This window comes from Lacrimispora algidixylanolytica (genome assembly GCF_003609635.1).
GTDB classification, from domain to species: Bacteria; Bacillota; Clostridia; order Lachnospirales; family Lachnospiraceae; genus Lacrimispora; species Lacrimispora algidixylanolytica.
Genome location: NZ_MCIA01000005.1, coordinates 1 through 22,671 on the forward strand (window position 1 = coordinate 1; position 22,671 = coordinate 22,671).

At 42.2% G+C, this 22,671-nt stretch carries 23 protein-coding genes; 18 read left to right on the forward strand and 5 right to left on the reverse strand.

The genetic code is table 11. The features are described 5' to 3' along the window. A partial coding sequence (locus BET01_RS21440; RefSeq protein WP_279221922.1) for a hypothetical protein occupies positions 1 to 307 on the reverse strand: 307 nt, incomplete at its 3' end. 894 nt (positions 308 to 1,201) lie between these two features. Between BET01_RS21440 and BET01_RS04305 the strand changes: the two genes are divergently transcribed. The 6 genes from BET01_RS04305 (at position 1,202) to BET01_RS04330 (ending at position 7,689) form a co-directional block, all read left to right on the forward strand. Then, positions 1,202 to 2,647: a serine/threonine protein kinase gene (locus BET01_RS04305; protein ID WP_120195539.1), complete on the forward strand. Its 1,446-nt coding sequence runs from the start codon at positions 1,202 to 1,204 to the stop codon at positions 2,645 to 2,647. 2 nt (positions 2,648 to 2,649) lie between these two features. Next, a complete protein-coding gene (locus tag BET01_RS04310) occupies positions 2,650 to 3,267 on the forward strand; it encodes a hypothetical protein (RefSeq protein ID WP_120195540.1) in 618 nt (205 codons plus the stop codon). 90 nt (positions 3,268 to 3,357) lie between these two features. Continuing rightward, entirely contained in the window at positions 3,358 to 3,603 is a 246-nt protein-coding gene (locus tag BET01_RS04315; protein WP_120195541.1) for a hypothetical protein, read from the forward strand. A 198-nt stretch (positions 3,604 to 3,801) separates the two neighbouring features. Further along, positions 3,802 to 5,463, forward strand: coding sequence for a glycosyl hydrolase family 18 protein (locus tag BET01_RS04320; RefSeq protein WP_120195542.1), 1,662 nt, complete (start codon positions 3,802 to 3,804; stop codon positions 5,461 to 5,463). A 33-nt stretch (positions 5,464 to 5,496) separates the two neighbouring features. Next, positions 5,497 to 6,915 (forward strand): metallophosphoesterase, encoded by a 1,419-nt coding sequence (locus BET01_RS04325; protein ID WP_120195543.1) that lies wholly within the window; start codon positions 5,497 to 5,499, stop codon positions 6,913 to 6,915. Positions 6,916 to 6,993: 78 nt separating this feature from the next. After that, positions 6,994 to 7,689: an N-acetylmuramoyl-L-alanine amidase gene (locus BET01_RS04330; RefSeq protein WP_120195544.1), complete on the forward strand. Its 696-nt coding sequence runs from the start codon at positions 6,994 to 6,996 to the stop codon at positions 7,687 to 7,689. A gap of 107 nt (positions 7,690 to 7,796) precedes the next feature. Here the strand turns inward: BET01_RS04330 and BET01_RS04335 are convergent, their stop codons facing one another. The 4 genes from BET01_RS04335 to asnA all read right to left on the reverse strand — a co-directional run bounded on the left by BET01_RS04335 (position 7,797) and on the right by asnA (position 11,656). Beyond that, entirely contained in the window at positions 7,797 to 8,543 is a 747-nt protein-coding gene (locus tag BET01_RS04335) for a GumC domain-containing protein (RefSeq protein WP_120195545.1), read from the reverse strand. Positions 8,544 to 8,626: 83 nt separating this feature from the next. Further along, positions 8,627 to 9,688 carry a sensor histidine kinase gene (locus tag BET01_RS04340; RefSeq protein ID WP_158584981.1) on the reverse strand — a complete coding sequence of 354 codons (1,062 nt, stop codon included), beginning with the start codon at positions 9,686 to 9,688 and terminating at the stop codon, positions 8,627 to 8,629. A gap of 230 nt (positions 9,689 to 9,918) precedes the next feature. Then, positions 9,919 to 10,626 (reverse strand): LytR/AlgR family response regulator transcription factor, encoded by a 708-nt coding sequence (locus tag BET01_RS04345; RefSeq protein ID WP_120195547.1) that lies wholly within the window; start codon positions 10,624 to 10,626, stop codon positions 9,919 to 9,921. A gap of 22 nt (positions 10,627 to 10,648) precedes the next feature. Continuing rightward, complete coding sequence (asnA, locus tag BET01_RS04350) at positions 10,649 to 11,656, reverse strand: aspartate--ammonia ligase (protein WP_120195548.1); 1,008 nt, start codon at positions 11,654 to 11,656, stop codon at positions 10,649 to 10,651. Between the two features lie 172 nt (positions 11,657 to 11,828). Here asnA and BET01_RS04355 point away from each other — a divergent pair, with 172 nt between their 5' ends. The 12 genes from BET01_RS04355 (at position 11,829) to chvE (ending at position 22,633) form a co-directional block, all read left to right on the forward strand. Continuing rightward, positions 11,829 to 12,908, forward strand: a complete 1,080-nt coding sequence (locus BET01_RS04355; protein ID WP_120195581.1) for an L-threonylcarbamoyladenylate synthase — start codon at positions 11,829 to 11,831, stop codon at positions 12,906 to 12,908. Further along, entirely contained in the window at positions 12,905 to 13,399 is a 495-nt protein-coding gene (locus tag BET01_RS04360) for a deoxycytidylate deaminase (RefSeq protein ID WP_120195549.1), read from the forward strand. The genes BET01_RS04355 and BET01_RS04360 overlap by 4 nt, the downstream gene beginning before the upstream one ends. A gap of 1 nt (position 13,400) precedes the next feature. Continuing rightward, complete coding sequence (locus BET01_RS04365) at positions 13,401 to 15,182, forward strand: B12-binding domain-containing radical SAM protein (RefSeq protein WP_120195550.1); 1,782 nt, start codon at positions 13,401 to 13,403, stop codon at positions 15,180 to 15,182. After that, positions 15,140 to 15,793 carry an endonuclease III gene (gene nth, locus BET01_RS04370; protein ID WP_120195551.1) on the forward strand — a complete coding sequence of 218 codons (654 nt, stop codon included), beginning with the start codon at positions 15,140 to 15,142 and terminating at the stop codon, positions 15,791 to 15,793. The genes BET01_RS04365 and nth overlap by 43 nt, the downstream gene beginning before the upstream one ends. 26 nt (positions 15,794 to 15,819) lie before the next feature. Further along, the gene (locus tag BET01_RS04375; RefSeq protein ID WP_120195552.1) at positions 15,820 to 16,527 is read left to right on the forward strand and encodes a 3'-5' exonuclease; all 708 of its coding nucleotides are present in this window, start codon (positions 15,820 to 15,822) and stop codon (positions 16,525 to 16,527) included. 16 nt (positions 16,528 to 16,543) lie between these two features. Continuing rightward, entirely contained in the window at positions 16,544 to 16,654 is a 111-nt protein-coding gene (locus BET01_RS22385; RefSeq protein ID WP_120195553.1) for a synaptobrevin-B, read from the forward strand. Between the two features lie 53 nt (positions 16,655 to 16,707). Further along, on the forward strand, positions 16,708 to 18,195 hold the full coding sequence (locus tag BET01_RS04385) for a VanW family protein (RefSeq protein WP_120195554.1): 1,488 nt from the start codon (positions 16,708 to 16,710) through the stop codon (positions 18,193 to 18,195). Positions 18,196 to 18,207: 12 nt separating this feature from the next. Then, the gene (locus BET01_RS04390) at positions 18,208 to 18,774 is read left to right on the forward strand and encodes an AIR synthase-related protein (RefSeq protein WP_120195555.1); all 567 of its coding nucleotides are present in this window, start codon (positions 18,208 to 18,210) and stop codon (positions 18,772 to 18,774) included. Positions 18,775 to 18,807: 33 nt separating this feature from the next. Continuing rightward, complete coding sequence (locus tag BET01_RS04395) at positions 18,808 to 19,290, forward strand: Lrp/AsnC family transcriptional regulator (protein WP_120195556.1); 483 nt, start codon at positions 18,808 to 18,810, stop codon at positions 19,288 to 19,290. Beyond that, positions 19,287 to 20,456, forward strand: a complete 1,170-nt coding sequence (locus BET01_RS04400; protein WP_120195557.1) for an aminotransferase class I/II-fold pyridoxal phosphate-dependent enzyme — start codon at positions 19,287 to 19,289, stop codon at positions 20,454 to 20,456. Before BET01_RS04395 ends, BET01_RS04400 begins: the two co-directional genes overlap by 4 nt. Before the next feature lie 4 nt (positions 20,457 to 20,460). Continuing rightward, entirely contained in the window at positions 20,461 to 20,958 is a 498-nt protein-coding gene (gene trmL, locus BET01_RS04405) for a tRNA (uridine(34)/cytosine(34)/5-carboxymethylaminomethyluridine(34)-2'-O)-methyltransferase TrmL (protein WP_120195558.1), read from the forward strand. Positions 20,959 to 21,454: 496 nt separating this feature from the next. Beyond that, positions 21,455 to 22,633: a multiple monosaccharide ABC transporter substrate-binding protein gene (gene chvE, locus BET01_RS04410; RefSeq protein WP_120195559.1), complete on the forward strand. Its 1,179-nt coding sequence runs from the start codon at positions 21,455 to 21,457 to the stop codon at positions 22,631 to 22,633. The last annotated feature ends 38 nt before the right edge of the window (positions 22,634 to 22,671 follow it).

The following is a 22,671-nucleotide window of genomic DNA, read 5'->3' on the forward strand; positions in this document are numbered from 1 at the left end:
GTAGGTCCAGTAGGTCCAGTAGGTCCAGTAGGTCCAGTAGGTCCAGTAGGTCCAGTATCTCCGTTAAGTCCAGTAGGCCCTGTATCACCGGTAGGTCCAGTATCGCCAGTAGACCCAGTATCAGCAGTAGGTCCCGTGTCGCCGGCAGGTCCAGTGGGGCCAGTAGGCCCAGTGTCACCGGCCGGTCCAGTATCGCCAGTCGGTCCGGTATCGCCAGTCGACCCGGTATCGCCAGTCGACCCGGTATCGCCAGTCGGTCCGGTATCGCCAGTCGGTCCGGTGTCGCTGGTCGGCCCAGTAGCGCCAATAGGCCCGGCCGGTCCAGTGGTTCCCTGAGGTCCAGCGACTCCCTGAGCTCCGGTATCCCCAGTAGCTCCAGTCGGTCCAGTAGCCCCAGCCGGGCCTATACAACGGCAACAACGACAGCATTGGCACGGGCAAGGTTCACAATTTATGTTTCCTTGATTGAAACATCTATCCGATGAACATTTTTTTCTGCCACAACAATCGCATATATTCATTCCTTGTATTTCCTCAGGCTGCATAATACTCCTTCCTATCAATTATTTAGCAATGTAGTTTAATACTTAAGGTATTATATTCTAGCAACATTAAGCCTTGCTAATAAAGGTCAAGCCTATTTGAAGGAAAATTAAAATAATTGGGTATAAAGAGGGCAAATTCATTAAGACTTATGCTTTATCAAAAACAGAAAGGTTTTAGGACTTATAAATCACATTTAACAGTGGATGAATAATACATTCCTGTATATAAAGTAGATGATACCAACTTTCTTATCACAAACAACAATGAATTGTTAGATATCTATGCAGGAGTAAAAGAAGCAATTGAAAAATGGAATTTAGGAGCTAAATCTACAAGAAAAGAAGTGCCATTAGTATAATCAGAAAATCCCTTAGAGTCTGAGAGAGAACTCAGAGCGTATAGGGCATGATTCAATGTTATGCAAGTATGCTATGAGGGAATTATGCGGTAAAGACAATGCAGATATAATAAAAGAGATGTCGACCATTTAATGAAGCGGTGATTGTCTTGTTCACCATTGGTTGAAGGTGAAATTGAAATAGGTAAAGATAGGGTTCCATATATTTTGTAAATTTAATAGGAAAAACAGTTGATAAAATAGAGGAAATGGAATAAAATGGATGCTAAGAGATGATATTGGACAGGCAATAAGGAGGTGGCTGCGATAAGCGCCGTTCTGTTTGGAAAATATCAACTATACGGCATCTTGGGAACCGGCCGGGCAGGAACAGTTTTTCTGGCGGTTCATCTTGGGCTTGAGGAATACCGTGCGATCAAGCGGGTGCCCAAAAGCCTTCTTAATTACGATCGTTTCAGACGAGAAGCCCTTGTTCTAAAGGAGCTTCGCCATCCCGGAATTCCCATTGTTTATGACGTAGAAGAAGACGAATCTTATAGTTATTTAATCGAAGAGTATCTGGAAGGAGAATCTTTGTACGACCTTGTGAAAAAGCAAGGCCATCTATCTAGGGAACTGGCCATATTTTATGGAATCCAGTTAACCAATATCATTCATTACCTGCATTCCGCAGGAACTAATCCCATTTTACATTTGGATTTACAGCCTAAGAACCTAATGTTGTGTCATGACACTGTGAAGCTAATCGATTTTGGACTTGCTGCATCTATGGATGAGGCCAATGAGCCAGGTAAGCGATACGGAACCGTAGGATGTGCGGCACCGGAGCAGTATAAAAAAGAAGGAATCCTTGATGAGAGAACAGATATCTATGCCATTGGTGCTATTCTCCACTATTTATATACAGGAACATTTCCCAAACTGCCCTTTCAACCGGACCAAGCAGCGGATCCTAATTTGCTCGCCATCATATCAGGATGCATCATGGAAGAAAAAGAAGAGCGCTTTTCATCGGCACAAGAGCTGGGAGAAAGGCTAAAACAGCTTAAAAACATGGGAACGGCTGCAAAAGACCGTCTACAATCATCATCTCTTACCATTGCTCTGTTTGGGAGCAAGTCAGGGGCCGGAGCAACTCATATTGGAATCGGCCTGTCTGTCTATCTTAGAAATCAAGGTTACCCCAATTTATTAGAAGAAAAAACAGATTCCGGAATGGGAGCCGGGATGAGTCATTATGTCGGAGGAAACCGGGACCAGTATGGCCTTATGCGGCATCATGGTTTTGTGTGGAAACCCTATTACGGCCCAGGAGTAAAGTTAAAAGATCCTCCCATAAATGTGAGAATATTGGATTATGGTGCCAGTGGAGAAGCGCTCCTCACCGGAGATATCAATGCGGTCCTAATGGTTTGTGACGGCAGTCCATGGAGTGTCAGCCAGTCTAAACGGGCAGCTAGCCAAGTAGTAAAAAAGGGACTGCCATATGCAATTGTATATAATCACACAGATTTAAAGGCCAAAATTAAGCTTCCGGAGGGAGTACTAGCCACCCGTTGTTTTCGTGCGCCCAACTTTCCGGATCCATTTTCCATAGATAAGGAAGCCCACCATTTTTATGAGATGCTTTTGATAACGCTTTTAGAAGATAAAAGCATGGAGAAAAGGTGGTTTTTAGGAATAAAAAACTGGCTGATGTCATGGTTTTTGGGAATAGGTAAGTCCTTTTGGAAGGAAAGGTAATTATGAAAGGGAAGAGAAAGTCATTTTGGCCATTTCTAAGGTTTGGAACGAAAGAGGTGAGCCAGGAGACCATTGGCATCATTGGTACAGGAGACAGCGTGGGCGCAACTCATTTTGCGATTATGACAGCAGGGTATTTAAGCGGTGTTTTAAGACGAAGGTGTGCTGTTTTGGAATGGAACAGTCATGGCGATTTTGCTCGTATGAGAAGGGGATGCGCAAAGGAAGACAATAAGAGCACAGCTTTCAAAATCCTTGAGGTCAAGTATTATGAAAATGCGGGAATTAATACACTTTTGATGTGTAAAAAGTCTGGATTTGAGACGGTGATTGTGGATTATGGCACCGTGGGGGACGGCGGATTTAAAGAGTTTCTAAGATGCGACAGGCAATTTGTTTTAGGAAGCTTAAGTGAGTGGCAGATGGAGGCGTTTCTGGAGTTTGAGAGTAAAGGGAATAAGGCGGAAAAGAGCTGGGAAACCTTCCTGACATTTGGTAGTGAAGAAGCCAGAAAAAATATGGAAAAGAGGCTAAAACGCCCGGTACGAAGAATTCCAGTTTCAGTAGACGCGTTTGCTGTCACCGGAGAAATTATGAAATTTTACCAGCAGTTATTTTAAGACCGCAAAAGAGGATTTTTGTCACGCAACAATCCTTGTGGTCCTCTTTCTCGCGGTCTTCTTACAAAAGAGTTTACAGGGGAGATACATATGAAAAAAGAAAATGCCAGAGACCGGGCGGAGGGTATCGAAAAAGCCCAATATCTGGAGGGGCTTAAAAAATATCGGGATTTGGGAATTTCCATTGTTATAGATGGGGAAGAACTGCCGGAAGAAGATTGGAGTAAAATATTTGAAGTAAAGGAGGATGATTATTTTTATATGGCGGACTATATACCGGATGAAACAACCGGGAAGCTGCAGGAGATAAGATTTGATAAAATTTATAATCGATAATTCTCCAGTGGCATATGGGGTGCGCATTGGGATACCATCTTCAGCCTAAAGTTGGCTAGCCTGCGCATCAGGGTGGGATCAGGGGATAAATGAACGTAATGAAAATGTAAATTCCAAAAATCAGGAAATATGATATAATCGAAAAGAAAATGTACAACCATGGATAAATAGTACCACTAGATAGCAGGAGGATAGCAGATGAATCGAAAAGCCGTGCCGGTTTACGTGGCGCTGGGATTGATGTTTATATTAATCTTCGGATTTTTTGGAAGCCGAATTTTGGAACGATATATTCCAACAGATGAAAAGGCAGATATCACACAACTGCTGGGAGTAACCGATAAAAAAGTAGCCCTTTTTCTCAATGAGGAATTACAGGAAGAGAAGGGGATTTATGTAGAAGGTCAGACCTACCTCCCCATTGACTGGGTGAATCGTACGCTAAATGAACGTTTTTACTGGGATACAAATGAAAAGCTTTTGGTCTATGCACTGCCAGACTCCATTGTCTATGCAGATCATACCACTATGGGAAGCACCGGAAAACCCCTTATTTGGGTCGATCAAAACGATGTGTATCTTTCAGCCGGATTGGTGTCCAACTATACAGATATTAGAGTAGCAGCGTATGATGGTGCTCAGAATAAGAGAGTTTACATAAACGATACATGGGATGAGTTAAACACTGCCGTAGTAATGAAAAATAGTAATATCCGGGTTAAGGGAGGCGTAAAAAGCCCTATTATAACCTGGACTGCAAAGGGAAGCCGTGTTACGGTAGTCGAATCCATGAAACGATGGGATAAAGTTCGTACAGAAGATGGATTCGTCGGTTATGTGGAGCACAGGCGTCTATCAGAGAAATCAAGCGAACCTTTAAAAAGCACCTTTGAAAAGCCAGTTTATAAAAATATAACGATGGAAAAACCAGTTACCCTTGCCTGGCATCAGTTAACCACTGCCGAGGGAAATTCATCCTTTGATAACCTTATCGCTAATACAAAAGGAGTCAATGTCATTTCTCCTACCTGGTATGAGCTTACGGATAATGAAGGGAATTTCCGTTCCCTGGCTGATGCAGGGTACGTGAAAAAGGCCCATGAAAAAGGATTAAAGGTATGGGCACTAATCAACAATTTTAGTAAGGATGTGAATACGGAGATTCTTTTATCAAAGACAACCACTAGGCGTAAGCTGATTGAATCTTTGATGGCTGAGGCGGAAAAGTATGGGTTTGATGGAATTAACCTTGACTTTGAAGGGATTAAAGAAGAAGCCGGAGTTCATTACATCGAGTTTATCCGGGAACTTTCCATCTCCTGCCGGCAAGATGGACTTGTTTTGTCGGTTGATAACTATGTTCCGATGGCTGGGAATAAGTTCTATAACCGAAAGGAACAGGGGATTGTTGCCGATTATGTAATCATCATGGGATATGATGAACATTATTCCGGAGGGAATTCAGGTTCTGTAGCTTCCATTGGATATGTAGAAAACGGCGTGAAGGACACCCTTTTAGAAGTACCCAAGGAAAAGGTTGTTTTGGCTATTCCATTTTACACCAGAGTCTGGACGGAAGACGAAAATGGAAAAACCACATCCTCATCCATTGGAATTGCAAAAGCAAAAGATTGGGTCAGCGAGAATCAGGTGGAATTAAGCTGGTTGGATGAATCCGGTCAATATTATGGAGAAATTAAGACATCTGATGGGCTTAAGAAGATTTGGATGGAAGAAGAGCGTTCCACTGGACTTAAGATGAATCTAATCAAACAGTATAATCTGGCAGGAGTTGCCTGTTGGAAGCTTGGATTTGAACCCGCTGATCTTTGGGATGAGATTAAGCTGGATAACAAATAAACAAATGAGAGTATAAGACAGGAAGGTCATGTCATGAAAAAGAGGTTCCTATTGGCAGCAGTCATAGCAGCCGTATGTGTATCAGCAGGATGTTCGCTAAAGCAGCAGGTGCCGGATAACACAACAGAGAGTGGAGAAAGTGCCACAGAAACAGAGGCGCCATCTACGATAGCTCCCACAACAGAGGACACCCAGCAGAGCACAGAAAGCCCATCGTCTGAGGCAGAGACGGAAAAAGACGTAAAAATTGTGATTGCTACCGATACACATTATCTTGCGAAAGACTTGACGGACTTTCAAAAAAGCTTTCAATATACCGTAGATCATGGGGACGGAAAGGTGATGCCATATATCTGGGAGATCACTGATGCTTTTATAGAGGAAGTGAAGGAAGAGAAGCCGGATGTTGTAATTCTTAGCGGAGATCTAACTTACAACGGGGAAAAAGAAAGCCATAAGGAATTTGCAGCAAAGCTTCAAGAGATTGAGGATGCGAAAATCCCCGTTATTGTAATACCAGGCAATCATGATATCAATAATCCGAAAGCTGCCCGTTTTACAGGGGATTCTACACAAGAAGCTAATTCTATCACTCCACAGGAATTTGAGGAAATCTACCAGGACTTTGGATATAATGAAGCGGTCAGCCGGGATAGTGCATCACTTAGTTATGTCTATCAGATTGACGATAGCACCAGAGCTTTTATGCTTGATAGCAGTCAGTATGAGCCTAAAAACCTGGTTGGTGGAATGATAAAAGACGATACCTATGACTGGATCGAGGAACAGATGGAAGAAGCTCACGATCTTGGAATGAAGGTAATTCCAGTGAGCCACCACAATCTTCTAGATGAGAGTGAGGTCTATTTAGATGATTGCACCATTGAACATAGCGAGCAGCTTATTGATCAGTTGGAAAGCTGGGAGGTTCCACTTTATTTAAGCGGCCACCTCCATGTCCAGCATAATATGAAGTCCACCAAAGAGACTGGGATTCAGGAAATCGTTACCAGCTCCTTATCCACCCCTCCCTGCCAGTATGGGATACTGTATTATGGAGAAGATGGCGGGTTTCGGTACCATACAAAGCCTCTTGATATGAAGGCATGGGCTTTAAAGACGGGGAATAAGGATAAGAATCTTTTGGATTTTAAGATCTATGGAAATCGTTTTTTAAATAAGGTATTTTACAATCAGGCGCAGGATGAATTTGACCGTAGAGTCGACCTTAAGGGTCTTACAAAGTATCAAAGAGATCAGATGGCGAAAGTATATGCCGAGCTTAATGTGGCCAGTACGGCTGGAAAGGTCTATTCCATCCGGGATAAAGTCATGAAAAAACCTGGTTATAAAATGTGGGAGGAAGAGGGCTATCAGAGCATTCTATCCCAGTACCTGCAATGGATTACATCAGATGGAACAAAAGACTATAATTTACTGGACAAAGAATGATGGAAAGTCGTCTTAACTGGTTCTTTTTTATTTCACTGTAAGATATAATTCATTAAGAATGTGTTTCGGGTAGATAATGTGAAATTAAGAAAATGGGAACCGTTTATGGCGGTGATTTTGCTTGTATTAGTATATGTCGTATCCAGCCATGCCGGTAAGATGACGGCAGGTGTCAGTGTGAAGGCAGGCAAGGAAAAGCCCGTGATTGTAATCGATGCCGGACATGGAGGGAATGATCCGGGTAAGATTGGAATTGATGGGACTCTGGAAAAGGATATCAATCTTCAGATTGCTTACCGGTTGAAAAAATACCTAGAAGCGTCTGACGTTGATGTGGTGCTGACAAGGAAGAATGACAATGGACTTTATACAGAGCGGGACAGCAGAAAAAAGATGGCTGATATGACGAAACGGTGTGACATCATCAATGATTCAAGCCCAGATCTTACCGTCAGCATTCATCAAAACAGCTACCATCAGGAGGAAGTTTCCGGAGGACAGGTATTTTACTATAAGAAATCAGATAAGGGAAAACGGCTGGCGGAAATCATACAAGAAAGATTTGATTACGTTTTGGGTGAGAAGAATACAAGGCTGGCAAAATCAAACGATAATTATTACTTATTGCTGCATGTGAAATCTCCTATCGTAATTGTGGAATGTGGATTTTTAACAAACTGGAAAGAAGCAGCGTCACTAAATTCAGAGGAATACCAGGACCGCGTGGCATGGACAATTCATATGGGAATTATGGAATATTTAAATGGAAGATAAGGAGTACCCTGGTGATTAGACACAATAAAAAGGCTGTGTTTAACTACCAGGGTACTATTATATATGCAATCTACTTTAATCATGGAGAGCAGGATGCAAGCCTTAATTTAAGATTGTGAGTCATCAGTTTCTGACTTATCTGTAGAGTCGGCAGAAGATAATGGATTTTCCGTTCCATTTGTTTGAGTCTCATTTTCCGGTTTTGCTGCATCTTCATGCCTCTCGGATATGGTATCTAAGGAATCTCCCAGCTTTTCTGCAATCTCTGATGATATTTTATTGGATCGGCTTTTCAGTTGAGAAATTTTCTCTAATTTTGACGTGGTACTTCCGTTGATGGAATGTACTTCTGCATTCAACACCTTTATCTGGCCATCTAATTGGTTTTTAGCTGAAGTGATTACCTTTGCATGGTCAGTTCCATTGGATAATGCAGTCAAGTCATCTAACTGGCTTACTTCTATCTCTTCTTTGGTTTTTGGTTTTTCATAAATCTTACCAGTATTGTCCTCAGTTTCTTTTTCATCCTTATCTTTTGATTGAAGTTGCAGGATTTGCTGGTCAATGTCTTTCATCTGCTGTTCATATTCTTTGAGCTGCATATCCAATCCGGATGTCCCATTTTCAGCAGCGGAATTCATTAAGGACTCTTTTCTTTCTTGCAAAGATTCTTTTTGTTTCATTAACTGTTCGATCATACTCTGTTTTTTCCCCATTGGAGAAACCGCAATCATATCAGTTTTGGTTCTATCTGCCTTTATACCATTTAAGGCTTCGTTTTTGATTGCAGCCGATTGGTTTATGGACTGAATATTAAGTCCCCTAGGTGATGCATTCAACGTTCCGATATACATGATATTCCCTCCTATCTGTAGTTACTATGTAATGTATCGGTTATATGCCATCCGATATAAGAGGGATGCAGTAAACGGTAAAGTTACTGTGGTGAACGGGATTTTACGTCCTCTTGCATCAACGGGAGCATGGCAGAGAAATGAAAGATTCTATTCTCAGTAGATAGCTCCAGGGTTCCGTTACAGCGATCTATGGCCTGCTTGATGTTTGAAAGACCAATTCCGTGAAACTGAGAATCTTTCTTGGTTGATTGAAAAAGGAAGGATTTCTCCACGTAGAAACAGGGTATAGGGTTTTTTATCTCAATCATGAGGCAGGAATGACGGACATAGGAGACGGCCTTTATGGTTTTTATTTCTTCTTTTGAAAGCTTTGTGCAAGCTTCCAATGCATTATCGAGGGCATTGCTTAAGATGATACATAAGTCCATAGGTGCCAGCATTTCAAAGGAAGGAAAGATCAAATCGGTTTCAAGAGCAATCCCTCCTGCGTGTGCGAGAACTAGTTTTTCCCTTATAATAGCATCTGCATAAACATTTCCTGTGGAAATATGGGGAGATAAGGAGTTGACCGTGTGGGTGATGGAATTTAGATATTCTCCGGCTTCTGAAGCCTTCCCGTTGGATATCAGATTTTTTATACACAGCATATGATTTTTAAAATCGTGACGGAATGCTGATAGTTGTTTTTCTTCTTCCTTCCATGCCGCCATTTGCTGTTCCAAAAATAAGTTTTGTTGTTTTTCCAGTGCAAGAATTAATCTCCGGTCAACATAATAGAGAGAAAACAAAAGGAGAATCACTCCGGTTATGGCAGCAATTGAGATGAGTATATTGGTCCATAGGCTGTTATCAGAATTCATGCGGCTGGTTCCGTAATAAATCACGGAGTATTTTATGAAGCAGGACAGTATCAGCAGATAGAAGTTCCCTTCCATCGTAATTTCCCCCTGGAGATGTCTGTATTTTCTTGCCACCCACTCCAAAACTACGGCGAAGAAGAGAAGGGTCAAAATATCGCATAGACGATATAATAAGTCAAATAAGAAATAATGATCCACCACTCTTTTCGCAGCATACTGAATCAGAGGAAGAAAGATAAAGCTGGAAGTGTACCCCAGGCCGTCCATGAAGATTGCGATCATTACTTTTTTCCCAGTATTACTTTGGAACAAAGCGATTACCATAAAAATGGTAGTGAGAAGAAAGAAAACCTGTTGTGGAAAAACCTTGTACAGCCCGCAGTTTATGTTGATAAAACTTACCAGTCCTTGAATCACTGCGATTCCCAAAAAGGTCACAATCTTACTAAATCTGGCTTTTAGAATTCTGCTAAGAAAATGATATTCAATCAGCACAGAAAATAAATACTGAATTATGATAACCCCTCCTTCTGCATCTGCTTCATAAATGCAATGGAAAAGTCCTGATATTTCCGCTTACTCACAGGAATGAGTTCCCCGTTTGTTATGAGCAGATCGGTTTTGCTGATTTGCATTACGAAGTCCATGTTTACGATGAAACTTCTATGACATCGAAAGAAATGGGTAGGGAGACATTTTTCCAGTGTATCTAGCTTTCCATAAAAATCAACGTTACCGGTCTGGGAGTGGACAGTTACCTTTCTGTTCCTAACCTCCAGATAAAGGATGTCAGAATAAGAAAATCGCTGAATGCAAGAACCGGATTGAATGGTGAGAAATTGTGTTTTTGCAGAGGTTAGCTGTTCCATCACATGATCTAAAACAGCTTCCAGCTTTTTTTCTTTCACGGGTTTTATAAGGTAATGAGAGGCATCTACATCAAAGGCATCAAATACATATTGCTTATAGGCGGTTAGAAATATAATTTTAGAACGGATCTGATTGTTTCTTAAGATTCGGGCAGTTTCTATACCGGAAAGTCCCCCCATTTTGATGTCTAAAAAAATAATATCCGGGGAAATATCAGCTTTTAATAAATCTTCTCCTTTTGAAAACACAAATAGCTGGAAGGATACTTGTCTTGACAAAAAGTATCCTTCCAGTTGTTTTGTAAATTCTTTTATAAATTCGGATTGGTCATCGCAAAGTAATAGGTTCATGGCAGTCACTTCCTATTGGAATTTACAGAAGAAAGATATTATTCTTTCTGCAGGCTTCCCTCATCTCTTCCGGCCAAATGCTAGCCTGAACTTCGCCCACATGGGCACGATCAAGAAGAAGCATACAAAGACGTGACTGCCCGATGCCTCCGCCGATGGTACAGGGGAGTTCTCCATTTAAAAGCATTTTGTGGTATGGAAGGTCTTTTCTGTCTTCGCAATCTGCTTTTTTAAGCTGATCTGCCAGTGAGGTTTCATCCACGCGGATTCCCATGCTGGAAATTTCCAGAGCGCAGTCTAAATGATCAAACCAGAATAAGATATCTCCGTTCAACTGCCAGTCATCGTAGTCAGGAGCTCTTCCATCGTGAGGTTCTCCGCCTTTTAATTTGTCTCCGATTTTCATAAGAAAAACGCAGCCCAATTCTTTTGTGATCAGGTTTTCCCGTTCCTTTGATGATTTATCAGGATAACGGTCTTCTAACTCCTGTGATGTGATAAAAGTAATGTCCTCTGGAAGCTGTTTCACAGCCTGAGGATATTTATACCACACTTCATGCTCCATGTGTTTGATGATCTTAAAGATGTTTCTTACGGTATCCTTTAAGGTTTCCAGGGTGCGATCTTCTCTTGTGATGACCTTCTCCCAGTCCCACTGATCCACGTAACAGGAGTGAAGGTTATCAAATTCCTCATCTCTTCGAATAGCATTCATATTCGTATAAAGACCTTCTCCAGGTAAAAAGCCATATTCATGAAGGGCCATACGCTTCCATTTGGCAAGAGAGTGAACCACTTCCATGGTTTGGCCTGGAACACCCAAAAGATCAAATTGAACGGGGCGTTCCACTCCGTTTAAGTTATCATTTAGTCCACTGTTCTTATTTACAAACAGGGGGGCAGAGATCCTCTCCAAGTTCATTTCTTTACCTAATTCTTTTTGAAAGGTATCCCTTATGTATTTAATGGCTTCCTGCGTTTCGCGGACAGAAAGTTTGGGGTCATAATGTTCTGGTATAATCAGTTTCAAATTTGTTCCTCCCAAGTTAAAATGTTTCTATCATGGTATCATTTTTAGAGGGAACCTGCAACCATTGTTTTTTAGGGTACAATCGCCGGAGAGCCTTTGTTTATCAGCAAAGAAGTTGCACGGTTACATGGCCTGTGATATGATAAATGGAAGTGAAAAGGAGCAATGCTATATGATCACAGAACGAATTTATATAGAAGATAAAGAGCATCCAGATGAAGTTTTACTAAAACGTGCCGCTCAGATTTTAAAAGACGGTGGTCTGGTTGCATTTCCCACAGAGACCGTGTATGGTCTGGGAGCCAATGCCTTAAAAGAAGAGGCAGCAAAAAAAATCTATGCGGCAAAGGGGAGACCATCGGATAATCCGCTTATTGCCCACATTGCCGCTACTGAGGATCTGGCGCCACTGGTCCTTCATATACCGGAGGCAGGAAGGAAGCTGATGGAAGCTTTCTGGCCCGGCCCCCTTACCCTGGTTTTTCAAAAGAGTGATTTGGTTCCATACGGGACTACAGGAGGTCTTGATACGGTGGCAGTGCGTATGCCGGATGATTTCGTGGCAAGCACTTTAATACGCCTATCAGGAGTCCCCATTGCAGCCCCCAGTGCCAATACCTCTGGTCGTCCAAGCCCTACCACCGCGGACCACGTGTGGCAGGATATGAACGGAAAGATTGATATGGTGGTAGATGGAGGCGCCGTTGGAATCGGTGTGGAATCAACTATTATTGATGTTTCTGGTGAAGAACCCATGATTCTAAGACCCGGAGCTATCACACAGGAGATGGCATCAAAGGTTCTTGGACAAGAGATATGCCTTGATCCTGCCATCATCTCAGGTCCAATAAGTGAAGATGTAAAGCCAAAGGCACCAGGAATGAAATACAGGCATTATGCTCCAAAAGCCTCCCTCACCTTAGTAGAGGGTGATGCAGAAGATGTTATTACGACCATTAATCGGCTGGCAAAAGAAAAGCTGGAAGAAGGGTTTCGTGTTGGTATTATTTGCACGGAAGAAAGCAGGGAGTATTACCAGGAAGGTTTCATAAGAAGCATGGGAGAGCGGGCGAAAGAAGAGACCATTGCCCATAACCTATATGGAGTTCTCAGAGAGTTTGATGATCTGGAAGCGGATTATATTTATTCCGAGAGCTTTTCCAAAGACCATTTGGGACAGGCTATTATGAACCGGTTGACAAAAGCGGCTGGTTATCACATATTAAAGATTCAAAAGGAGGAGACAGTATGACCGGAAAGCGGGAAGATTATATCACATGGGACGAATATTTTATGGGAGTTGCCCTCCTTTCAGGAAAGCGCTCCAAAGACCCAAGCACGCAGGTAGGTGCCTGCATCGTAAGTGAGGACAATAAGATTTTATCCATGGGCTATAACGGGTTTCCCATGGGATGCTCTGACGATGATTTTCCATGGGAAAGAGAGAATGATGAAAATGATCCCTACAATGCCAAATATTTCTATTCCACTCATAGTGAATTAAATGCTATTCTTAATTACAGAGGTGGAAGCCTGGAGGGATCCAAGCTTTATGTAACCTTATTTCCTTGTAATGAATGTGCGAAAGCGATTATCCAGTCAGGCATCAAGACAATTGTCTACGGTTCCGATAAATATGCGGATACTCCTGAGGTCAATGCCTCAAAGAGAATGTTAAATGCAGCAGGGGTCCGGTATTATCAGTATCAGCCCACTGGAAGAAAAATAGAGATAGAGGTTTAACATGAAATTTTTACTGGCGGCACTCAATGCCAAATACATCCATTCCAATCCTGGAATCCACAGCTTGAAAGCCTATGCGGAAACTTATGTTGACCGGCCTGAGCTTAAAGATGGAAGATTTCAGATTGAGATTGGAGAATATACCATCAACAGCCAGCTTGATGATATTTTAAAAGACATTTATTTGAAGAAGCCGGATGTAGTTGGATTTTCCTGTTATATCTGGAATATGTCTTACGTTTTGGAACTTGTTCGGGACCTTCCAAAGATTCTCCCCCAGGTGGAGATCTGGCTGGGAGGTCCTGAAGTGTCTTATGATGCTTCTGAAATCATGCGAAGAGAACCCAATGTCTTTGGAATCATGATGGGCGAAGGGGAAGAGACTTTTTCAAAAGTAGTGGAGAGCTATATTGATAAGGAAACCTCCAATTTCACAGCCATAGATGGGGCCGCGGTAAGGGACAAAGACGGAAATCCTCTGGAACGGCCTTTGAAAATGGGAGTTGATTTAAGTAAGATCCCATTTCTCTATGATGACTTATCTGGTTTTGATAACAGGATTATTTATTATGAAAGCAGTAGAGGCTGCCCATTTTCCTGTAGTTATTGTCTTTCCTCGATCGATAAGTCCGTACGGTTTCGTGATACAGAGATGGTAAAACAGGAGCTTGATTTTTTCCTGGCAAGTAAGGTGAATCAAGTGAAATTCGTGGATAGGACCTTTAACTGTAACCATGCCCATACCATTGGTATCTGGAAACATTTGTTGGCACATGACAATGGGATCACAAATTTTCATTTTGAAATTTCAGCAGATCTTTTGACGGAGGAAGAGCTTGATTTAATCTCTCACATGAGGCCGGGGCTCATACAGCTTGAGATCGGCGTCCAAAGCACCAACTTAGATACCATTAAGGAAATCAGGCGGACCATGGATCTTGTAAGCTTAAAGGAGACCGTAGATAAGATCAACGGATTTGGTAATATCCATCAGCATCTGGATTTAATTGCCGGGCTTCCCTATGAAGATTATGGCAGCTTTCGAAGGTCCTTTAATCAGGTTTATGAGATGAAGCCAGAACAGCTTCAACTTGGATTTTTAAAGGTATTAAAAGGCTCTTACATGCATCAGAAGACAAAAGAATATGAGGTAAAGTATAAGGAACAGGCGCCCTATGAAGTCCTTTCTACCCATTGGCTAGATTACGGAGAAGTATTAAAATTAAAGAATCTGGAAGAAATGCTTGTGGTATATGGAAACAGCGGGCAGTTTAATACTACCATTGAAGAACTTTTAAAAGAGTTTCCTTCTCCTTTTGATATGTTTGAGACTCTTGCTGAATACTATGATAAACAGGAGCTGACAGGGATCAGTCACAGCCGTATGGCTCGTTATGAAGTGCTGGAGCAGTTCATAGGAAGTTTGGTGCCAGAACGATTGCCGAAGTACCGGGATCTTTTGGTGTATGATTTATATTTAAGGGAGAATCTAAAAAGCAGACCTTCCTTTGCGTTAGACCAAGAGCCATATAAAGAAAAGGTAAAAGCCTTCTTTGCTGAGGAAGCAAAAGCGTTTTATTATTTAAAAGAAGGATATCAGGGATATGAGGCCAGACAGTTAATAAAAATGGCGCATGTAGAAGTGTTTGGGGGAGAACGGGCAGTCCTTTTTGATTATAAGCATAGAGATCCCTTAACCCATAACGCAGCGGTATATGAAATTGACATTTGGAGGAATGAATGGCAAAAAGAGAAACAAAAACAGAGCGAAAAGAACGGATAGAAAAGGTGCTTCATGCTCTTGATAGTGAGTATGGAACCGAATATATTTGCTATTTAAACCATGAGACTCCATGGCAGCTTTTAATTGCGGTTATCTTAAGCGCCCAGTGCACGGATGCCAGAGTGAATCTGGTTACCGTGGATCTGTTTCAAAAATACAAATCCCCAAAGAATTTTGCAGAGGCAGAGTTAAAGGAGCTTGAAAAGGATATTCATTCCCTTGGTTTTTACCACATGAAGGCTAAGAATATCATTTCCTGTTGTCAAGATCTTATGAATAAATTTGGAGGAAATGTTCCAGATACCATGGAGGAGCTACTCTCCCTTGCAGGAGTTGGTAGGAAAACAGCCAATGTAATTTTGGGGAATATTTATGACCAGCCAAGCATTGTTGTGGATACCCACGTCAAACGCATTTCAATTAAGCTGGGATTTGCAAAATCAGAAGATCCAGAAAAGATCGAGTATGAGCTGATGAAGGTGCTTCCAAAGGAGCACTGGATTCTTTGGAACATACAAATTATTACACTGGGCAGATCTATCTGCGTAGCCAGAAAGCCTAAGTGTGGGGAATGTTTTTTAAGGGAGTTATGCCCTAGCGCCCAGGTTTAGCGATTCTAGGAGAGGGGAAGGAACATATGGTTTCATCTTACATTGCAGTAGATTTAGAGACGACGGGTCTTGATCCCAAGAAGGATAGGATCATTGAAATCGGTGCGGTTCGCGTGATCGAAGGAGTCATAACGGCACGCTATGAAACCTTTGTAAATCCCTACAGAAAGCTGGAAGAACACGTCAAAGCCCTGACTGGCATCACGGACCGGCAGACCCAGTCGGCACCAGGAATTAATACAGTTATCGGGGATTTCCTGGAATTTTCTAAAAAGCTTCCTATTTTGGGACATCATGTGATTTTTGATTTTAGTTTTTTAAAACGAGCAGCAGTCAATGAAGGCAAAGGCTTTGAGCGTCAAGGTATTGATACCTTAAAGCTGGCAAGAAGTTTTATGCCCCCAGAAGAGAAAAAGAATCTAAAGGCAGCCTGTGAATATTTTGGGATTAAGCCAGAGCAAAGTCACCGTGCGCTATCGGATTGTTTGGCCGCTCATCACTTGTATCAAGAGATAGGAAAGCAATTTGAAAGTCAGGATCCGGAAGCTTTTGACCTGCATGCTTTGATTTATAAGGTAAAAAGGGAGCAACCAGCCTCAAAAAGGCAAAAAGAACACTTGCAGGATTTATTAAAATATCATAAAATAGTTTTATCTGCGCAAACGGATCATTTATCCAGAAATGAAATATCAAGAATCACGGATAAAATCATAGCACAGTACGGAAGAATATAAGAGAGGTGATAGCATTATGATAAACTTTAACAATAAAAACAATAAGAAATTTATGTCAATCGTTTTAATCGCAGTCGTAGTATTATTGATTATTTCCATGATACTTCCAATCATGATGAGATTCTAAGCATTGGGGGTTTCGCCACATCATTCAGACACAGTAGAGCATGAGGAATGAATATGAAAAAGAAAACGTTGTCCATAACCATTGCAGCAGTTTTGGTGGCTGTAGGAATTGGACTTCTTTCTCCAGTATATGCAATGGCTGATACACTCCCGGATGGAATCTATGTAGGAGAGTATAATTTAGGCGGTATGACGGAAGAAGAAGCCAATAAAAAGATTCAGGATCTGGTTGGCCAGATGGAAAGCCAAAAGATCACCCTGGTGGTTGACGGGCAGCCAATGGAAACAACAGCAAAAGAACTGGGATTTCACTGGAGCAACCCTGAGGCAGTGAACCAGGCTGCATCCGCCTGGCAGGGCGGCAATTTGATCAAACGATATCTGAATAAAAAAGATATTGAAAAGAATCATGTAATCATACCTTTGGAAACTGCCCTTGACGATGGAAGATTGGAAGCCTTCATTAACGAAAAATGTGCTTCTGCTATAGTAGAACCACAGAACGCTTCTATTGTTCGCGCCAACGGTGCTTTTACGGTAACTCCATCGGTGACTGGTAAAAATGTGGACATCAAAGCGACCAAAGACGCCTTGAATGCTGCACTGGCAAATGGGCTTTCAAAACCGGTAACTGCAAACGCAACCGTTTCTGATGTGAATCCAGCCATAACCACTGAAGCCTTATCTACCATAAATGATATTTTGGGAACTTTCTCAACCAGCTTTTCCTCAAGTGGTGCATCCAGATCAACGAATCTTAAGGTGGGATCTTCAAAAATCAATACACGAGTCCTCATGCCAGGAGAGACCTTATCTGGTTATGAATGCATGCATCCGTTTACCGTTTCCAACGGATACGCCACTGCCGCTGCTTATGAAAATGGTCAGGTTGTAGATAGTGTAGGAGGAGGTGTTTGCCAGATTTCCACCACTCTTTACAATGCCGTATTAAGAGCAGAGCTTTTAGTGGCACAAAGACAGAATCATTCCATGGTAGTAGGCTATGTAAAACCTTCTCAAGATGCTGCCATTGCAGGAACTTATAAGGATATAAAGTTTACAAACAATTACAGCACACCGATTTATATTGAAGGATACACGTCTGGAAAGACCATAACCTTTACGATTTACGGCAAAGAGACAAGGCCCGCAAATCGTACCTTTGATTTCGTTTCCGAGACCTTAAGTGTTACGGATCCTGGAGCGCCAAAAGAAGTGGTGGATCCTGCTATGGCACCTGGAAGCAGAAAGCAGGTACAGTCTGCTCACACTGGAATTAAGTCAAGACTTTGGAAGGTTGTTTATTTAGATGGCGTAGAGCAAAGTCGGGAGATACTTCATACCGATACTTACAATCCATCGAAGGCCATCATAAAAGTAGGGCCTGCAGCACCAGCCTCTGTGACTCCAGTTCCAGAACAGACACTGCCTCAGGAGACACATCAGACCGTGGAACCATCCACTCAGCCGGCAGAAACTGCACCTCCTTCGCAGGAAGTATTTCCAGGAGAAGATGTTGTCCCACAGGGACCAGGAATGTAGGCGGATAGGACTATGAGACGCATTGAACGAGAGAATACAGGAATTATAAGGCCTGGACAGGATTTGGTGGTAGCTGGATATGCTGGTCTTTCTGGCACCATTGAAATTGCTAATTACAAAAAAGAAGAACTGAAACAGTGGTTCTCAAACGATTATATTGAGCGGATACTGGAACAGGAAAGCAAGGAACCCACCTATGATTATGATGCTCTGAAACAGTGGGGTGCCACAGAGTGGGAGCTTTCTTTAGAAGGTGGAATCTTTAAGACCCTTTGGGACTTGTCTGGAGCCTATATGACAGGCATCCGCTTTTATCTTCGGCGGATTCCCGTTAAGCAGGAAACCATTGAACTATGTGAGCGGTACGACTTAAATCCGTACCGCCTTTTTTCTAAAGGTTGTTTGCTACTAACAGCGGATAACGGAGCCGATCTTTTAGAGGCCATGAAGGAAAACGGAATTCACGGTGCCGTAATCGGGAAGGTGACTAAAGGCATTGGAAGAATCATAGATCACGGAGAGGGTGTCGGATATCTTGACCGGCCCACAAAGGATGAGCGATATAAAGTTATGGAATGATAATTTGAAGAGATGATCATCGGAGGTATGGATATGAGGGAAAAGATATTGGCGATTATTGAAAAAAACAGCAGGATTGATTTAAAAGATCTTGCCGTACTCTTAGGAGAAAGCGAAACCGCCATTGCCAATGAAATCGCTGAAATGGAAAAAGAGCATATCATCTGTGGATACCATACTTTAATTAATTGGGACAACACCAGCGATGAGAAAGTAGTCGCTTTGATCGAGGTAAAGGTAACACCTCAAAGAGGTATGGGGTTTGATAAAATTGCAGAACGAATTTATCAGTACAATGAAGTGAACGCCGTATACCTGATGTCTGGTTCTTTTGATTTTACCGTATTTATTGAGGGGAAAACCATGAGACAAGTGGCTCAGTTCGTATCAGAAAAGCTATCTCCAATGGAATCCGTACTCAGCACAGCCACTCATTTTGTCCTTAAGAAATACAAGGACCACGGAACTGTCCTTGCAGAAGAGACACCGGATGAAAGGATGTTGATTACACCGTGAGAAATCCATTATCAGACCGTATCGTAGAGATTCCCTCTTCTGGAATCCGAAAATTCTTTGATATCGTCAGTGAGATGAAGGACGCCATATCCTTAGGAGTAGGTGAACCTGATTTTGATACACCATGGCATATCAGAGAGGAAGGTATTTATTCCCTTGAAAAAGGACGTACCTTCTATACTTCCAATGCTGGACTTAAGGAATTAAAAGTTGAGATTTCCAGCTATTTAAGCAGACGTTTTGAAGTCACTTACGATCCAGAGCACGAGGTTATCGTTACCGTAGGCGGGAGCGAGGCCATTGATATCGCTCTTCGTGCCATGTTAAATCCTGGGGACGAAGTGTTAATTCCTCAGCCCAGCTATGTCTCCTATGTGCCCTGTACCATCCTTGCAAATGGAGTGCCAGTGACCATAGAGCTAGAGGAAAAGGACCAGTTTAAGTTAACGAAAGAAAAACTACTGGAAAAGATAACAGAAAAGACTAAGGTGCTCATACTTCCCTTTCCCAATAACCCCACAGGTGCGGTTATGACGGCAGAGGAATTAAAAGATATCGCTGAGGTTGTGATTGAAAAGGACTTATTCGTCATTTCCGATGAGATTTATGCAGAGCTAACCTATGGGGGAGATCATACCACCATCGCCTCATTCCCTGGAATGAGGGACCGAACCGTACTTATTAATGGATTTTCCAAATCCTATGCGATGACTGGATGGCGCCTTGGTTATGCCGCGGCTCCTAGAATCATTTTAGAGCAAATGCTAAAGATTCATCAGTTTGCCATCATGTGTGCTCCAACTGCCAGCCAATATGCAGCAGTGGCTGCCCTTCGAGATGGAGATAAGGATGTTCAGGTAATGAGAGAATCCTACGACCAGAGAAGACGTTATCTGGTCCATGCATTCAAAGAGATGGGCTTAGAATGTTTTGAGCCTCATGGCGCTTTTTATTTATTCCCCAGCATCAAGCGGTTTGGCATGACTTCAGATGAGTTTGCCACCAGACTTTTGCGGGAAGAAAAAGTTGCGGTCGTTCCTGGCACTGCATTCGGTGACTGCGGAGAAGGGTTTCTTCGTATTTCCTATGCATACTCCTTAAAGAACTTAAAGGAGGCATTAAGCCGAATGGACCGCTTTGTAAAGAATCTTGATAGGAAGGCATAACATAATGAATATTGTATTATTAGAGCCAGAGATGCCAGCAAATACTGGCAATATCGGGCGGACCTGTGTTGCAACAGACACAAAGCTTCACTTAATCGAGCCGTTGGGATTTCGACTCAATGACAAGTTGATTAAGCGTGCAGGACTGGATTACTGGGATAAGTTAGATATAACCGTATACAGTGATTTTCAGGATTTCCTGGATAAAAATCCTGGTGCGAAGATATATATGGCAACCACAAAGGGACTTCATGTTTATTCTGATGTAGCCTACGAACCCAACGACTATTTGATGTTTGGAAAGGAAAGCGCCGGAATTCCGGAGGAAATCCTTTTAGACAATCAAGACCGTTGTATCAGAATTCCCATGTGGGGAGACGTTCGTTCCTTAAACCTTTCCAATTCCGTTTCCATCGTGCTTTATGAGGCATTAAAACAGAATGGGTTTGAACATATGACCATGCAGGGAGAGCTTCACACACTGCATTGGGAAGAATCATAAGAACTTGATCGTAATTAGAATGCGTTTTTTACTGAGTTAGCGCTTTGCGCCAGTCAGTAAAGAGCGCATTTTTATTTGATAGGAAAGTTCTACGAACTCCCCTATCAAATAAAAAGCACGACCTGCAGGATGCACATGACGCTTAAGAGGAAGATGTCACTAAAGTGACAGCGCGTCAGCGCCAGAGTCTGATAAGTCAAACTCTTTCTTTTGCTCAAAAGGTTTATACCACTAACCCAGTTCCAGCTCCTTGTATATACAACTTTATGATTCTAGAAAAAGTAATTGGTACAGACAGTATCATGGCATAGCCAAAAAAAATCTGGAAAAAAACATACAAATCCAACAAAGTAATTTGGAACGACCAGGTATAAATGAAAATTTGGAATCATAATATAACGTGGGTAGAGACAAGAAGCGTGAAATCCATTGGGTAGCAATTTTACGAAGAACGTAAATTGTATATACAAAAAAGTCATAGGAGGGGTACATCGTTATGAAACGAAGGATTTTAAGTGTAATTATGGGGGCTATGCTGGTAGTATCTACGTTGTCAGGCTGCGGAGGATCGAAAGCAGCAGCAACAACAGCAGCAGGCAAAGAGGAAACAACCACGGTTGCAAAGTCAGAAGATGCTACACAAAAAGCAGTCACAGAGGCAACAAAATCAGCAGAAAAAGGAGGAAAGGTTGGTGTCGCCATGCCAACTCAATCCTCAGAGCGCTGGATCAATGACGGTGCAAACATGAAAAAGCAGCTTGAGGCCCTTGGTTACGAAGTAGATCTGCAGTACGCAGAAGACGATGTGCAGATGCAGGTTTCCCAGATTGAAAATATGATCGCTTCCGGTGTGAAATGTCTGGTAATCGCCTCCATTGACTCCTCAGCTCTTGTAAACGTAGAAGAGCAGGCGAAAAAAGCAGGAATTCCCATTGTTGCCTATGACCGTCTCCTCATGGATACAGATGCAGTTTCTTATTATGCAACCTTTGATAACAAAGGAGTTGGAACTGCAATTGGTGAATACATAAAAGAAACAAAGCAGCTTGATAAAGCAAAAGCAGATGGAAAGTCCTATACCATAGAATTCTTCATGGGATCTCCCGATGATAATAACGCTTTGTTCCTCTATAACGGATTGATGGAGGTATTAAAGCCATACTTAGATGACGGCACGCTAAAGTGTGAATCTGGCCGTACTTCCTTTGAAGACACCTGCATTCTTCGCTGGTCCCAGGAAACAGCCCAGCAAAACTGCGAAAACTACTTAACTGGTTTTTATGCAGACAAGAAACTGGATATCGCAGCAACCGCCTTTGATGGCTTTGCCTATGGTTGCAAGGCAGCCCTTGAGGGAGCTGGTTATAAGGTAGGAGTTGACTGGCCACTGGTTACTGGTCAGGATGCAGAGCTTATGGCAACAAAAAATATTATTTCGGGATTTCAGACCATGTCCATTTATAAAGACACAAGACTTTTGGCAGAAAAATGCGTAAAGATGGTTCAGGCAGTGTTAGAAGGCGCAGAACCAGAGATCAACGACACCAAGCAGTATAACAACGGAAAAGTCGTCGTACCTTCTTATCTTTGCACACCGGTAGCGGTTGATAAGGATAATTATAAGAAGATTATCGTAGACGGCGGCTATTACACCGAAGATCAGTTGTCCAAATAACAAGTATGAAAGAACAGGCGGCAGCGGGAGAGCGGCCG

What these genes read in the sequence shown, in the direction of transcription:
- BET01_RS04310 (WP_120195540.1), top strand. Translation starts at nt 2,650, where the DNA reads ATGAAAGGGAAGAGAAAGTCATTTTGGCCATTTCTAAGGTTTGGAACG.
- BET01_RS04315 (WP_120195541.1), top strand. Translation starts at nt 3,358, where the DNA reads ATGAAAAAAGAAAATGCCAGAGACCGGGCGGAGGGTATCGAAAAAGCC.
- BET01_RS04320 (WP_120195542.1), top strand. Translation starts at nt 3,802, where the DNA reads ATGAATCGAAAAGCCGTGCCGGTTTACGTGGCGCTGGGATTGATGTTT.
- BET01_RS04325 (WP_120195543.1), top strand. Translation starts at nt 5,497, where the DNA reads ATGAAAAAGAGGTTCCTATTGGCAGCAGTCATAGCAGCCGTATGTGTA.
- BET01_RS04335 (WP_120195545.1), bottom strand. Translation starts at nt 8,543, where the DNA reads ATGTATATCGGAACGTTGAATGCATCACCTAGGGGACTTAATATTCAG.
- BET01_RS04340 (WP_158584981.1), bottom strand. Translation starts at nt 9,688, where the DNA reads ATGATCGCAATCTTCATGGACGGCCTGGGGTACACTTCCAGCTTTATC.
- BET01_RS04345 (WP_120195547.1), bottom strand. Translation starts at nt 10,626, where the DNA reads ATGAACCTATTACTTTGCGATGACCAATCCGAATTTATAAAAGAATTT.
- BET01_RS04355 (WP_120195581.1), top strand. Translation starts at nt 11,829, where the DNA reads ATGATCACAGAACGAATTTATATAGAAGATAAAGAGCATCCAGATGAA.
- BET01_RS04360 (WP_120195549.1), top strand. Translation starts at nt 12,905, where the DNA reads ATGACCGGAAAGCGGGAAGATTATATCACATGGGACGAATATTTTATG.
- BET01_RS04365 (WP_120195550.1), top strand. Translation starts at nt 13,401, where the DNA reads ATGAAATTTTTACTGGCGGCACTCAATGCCAAATACATCCATTCCAAT.
- nth (WP_120195551.1), top strand. Translation starts at nt 15,140, where the DNA reads ATGGCAAAAAGAGAAACAAAAACAGAGCGAAAAGAACGGATAGAAAAG.
- BET01_RS04375 (WP_120195552.1), top strand. Translation starts at nt 15,820, where the DNA reads ATGGTTTCATCTTACATTGCAGTAGATTTAGAGACGACGGGTCTTGAT.
- BET01_RS22385 (WP_120195553.1), top strand. Translation starts at nt 16,544, where the DNA reads ATGATAAACTTTAACAATAAAAACAATAAGAAATTTATGTCAATCGTT.
- BET01_RS04385 (WP_120195554.1), top strand. Translation starts at nt 16,708, where the DNA reads ATGAAAAAGAAAACGTTGTCCATAACCATTGCAGCAGTTTTGGTGGCT.
- BET01_RS04390 (WP_120195555.1), top strand. Translation starts at nt 18,208, where the DNA reads ATGAGACGCATTGAACGAGAGAATACAGGAATTATAAGGCCTGGACAG.
- BET01_RS04395 (WP_120195556.1), top strand. Translation starts at nt 18,808, where the DNA reads ATGAGGGAAAAGATATTGGCGATTATTGAAAAAAACAGCAGGATTGAT.
- trmL (WP_120195558.1), top strand. Translation starts at nt 20,461, where the DNA reads ATGAATATTGTATTATTAGAGCCAGAGATGCCAGCAAATACTGGCAAT.
- chvE (WP_120195559.1), top strand. Translation starts at nt 21,455, where the DNA reads ATGAAACGAAGGATTTTAAGTGTAATTATGGGGGCTATGCTGGTAGTA.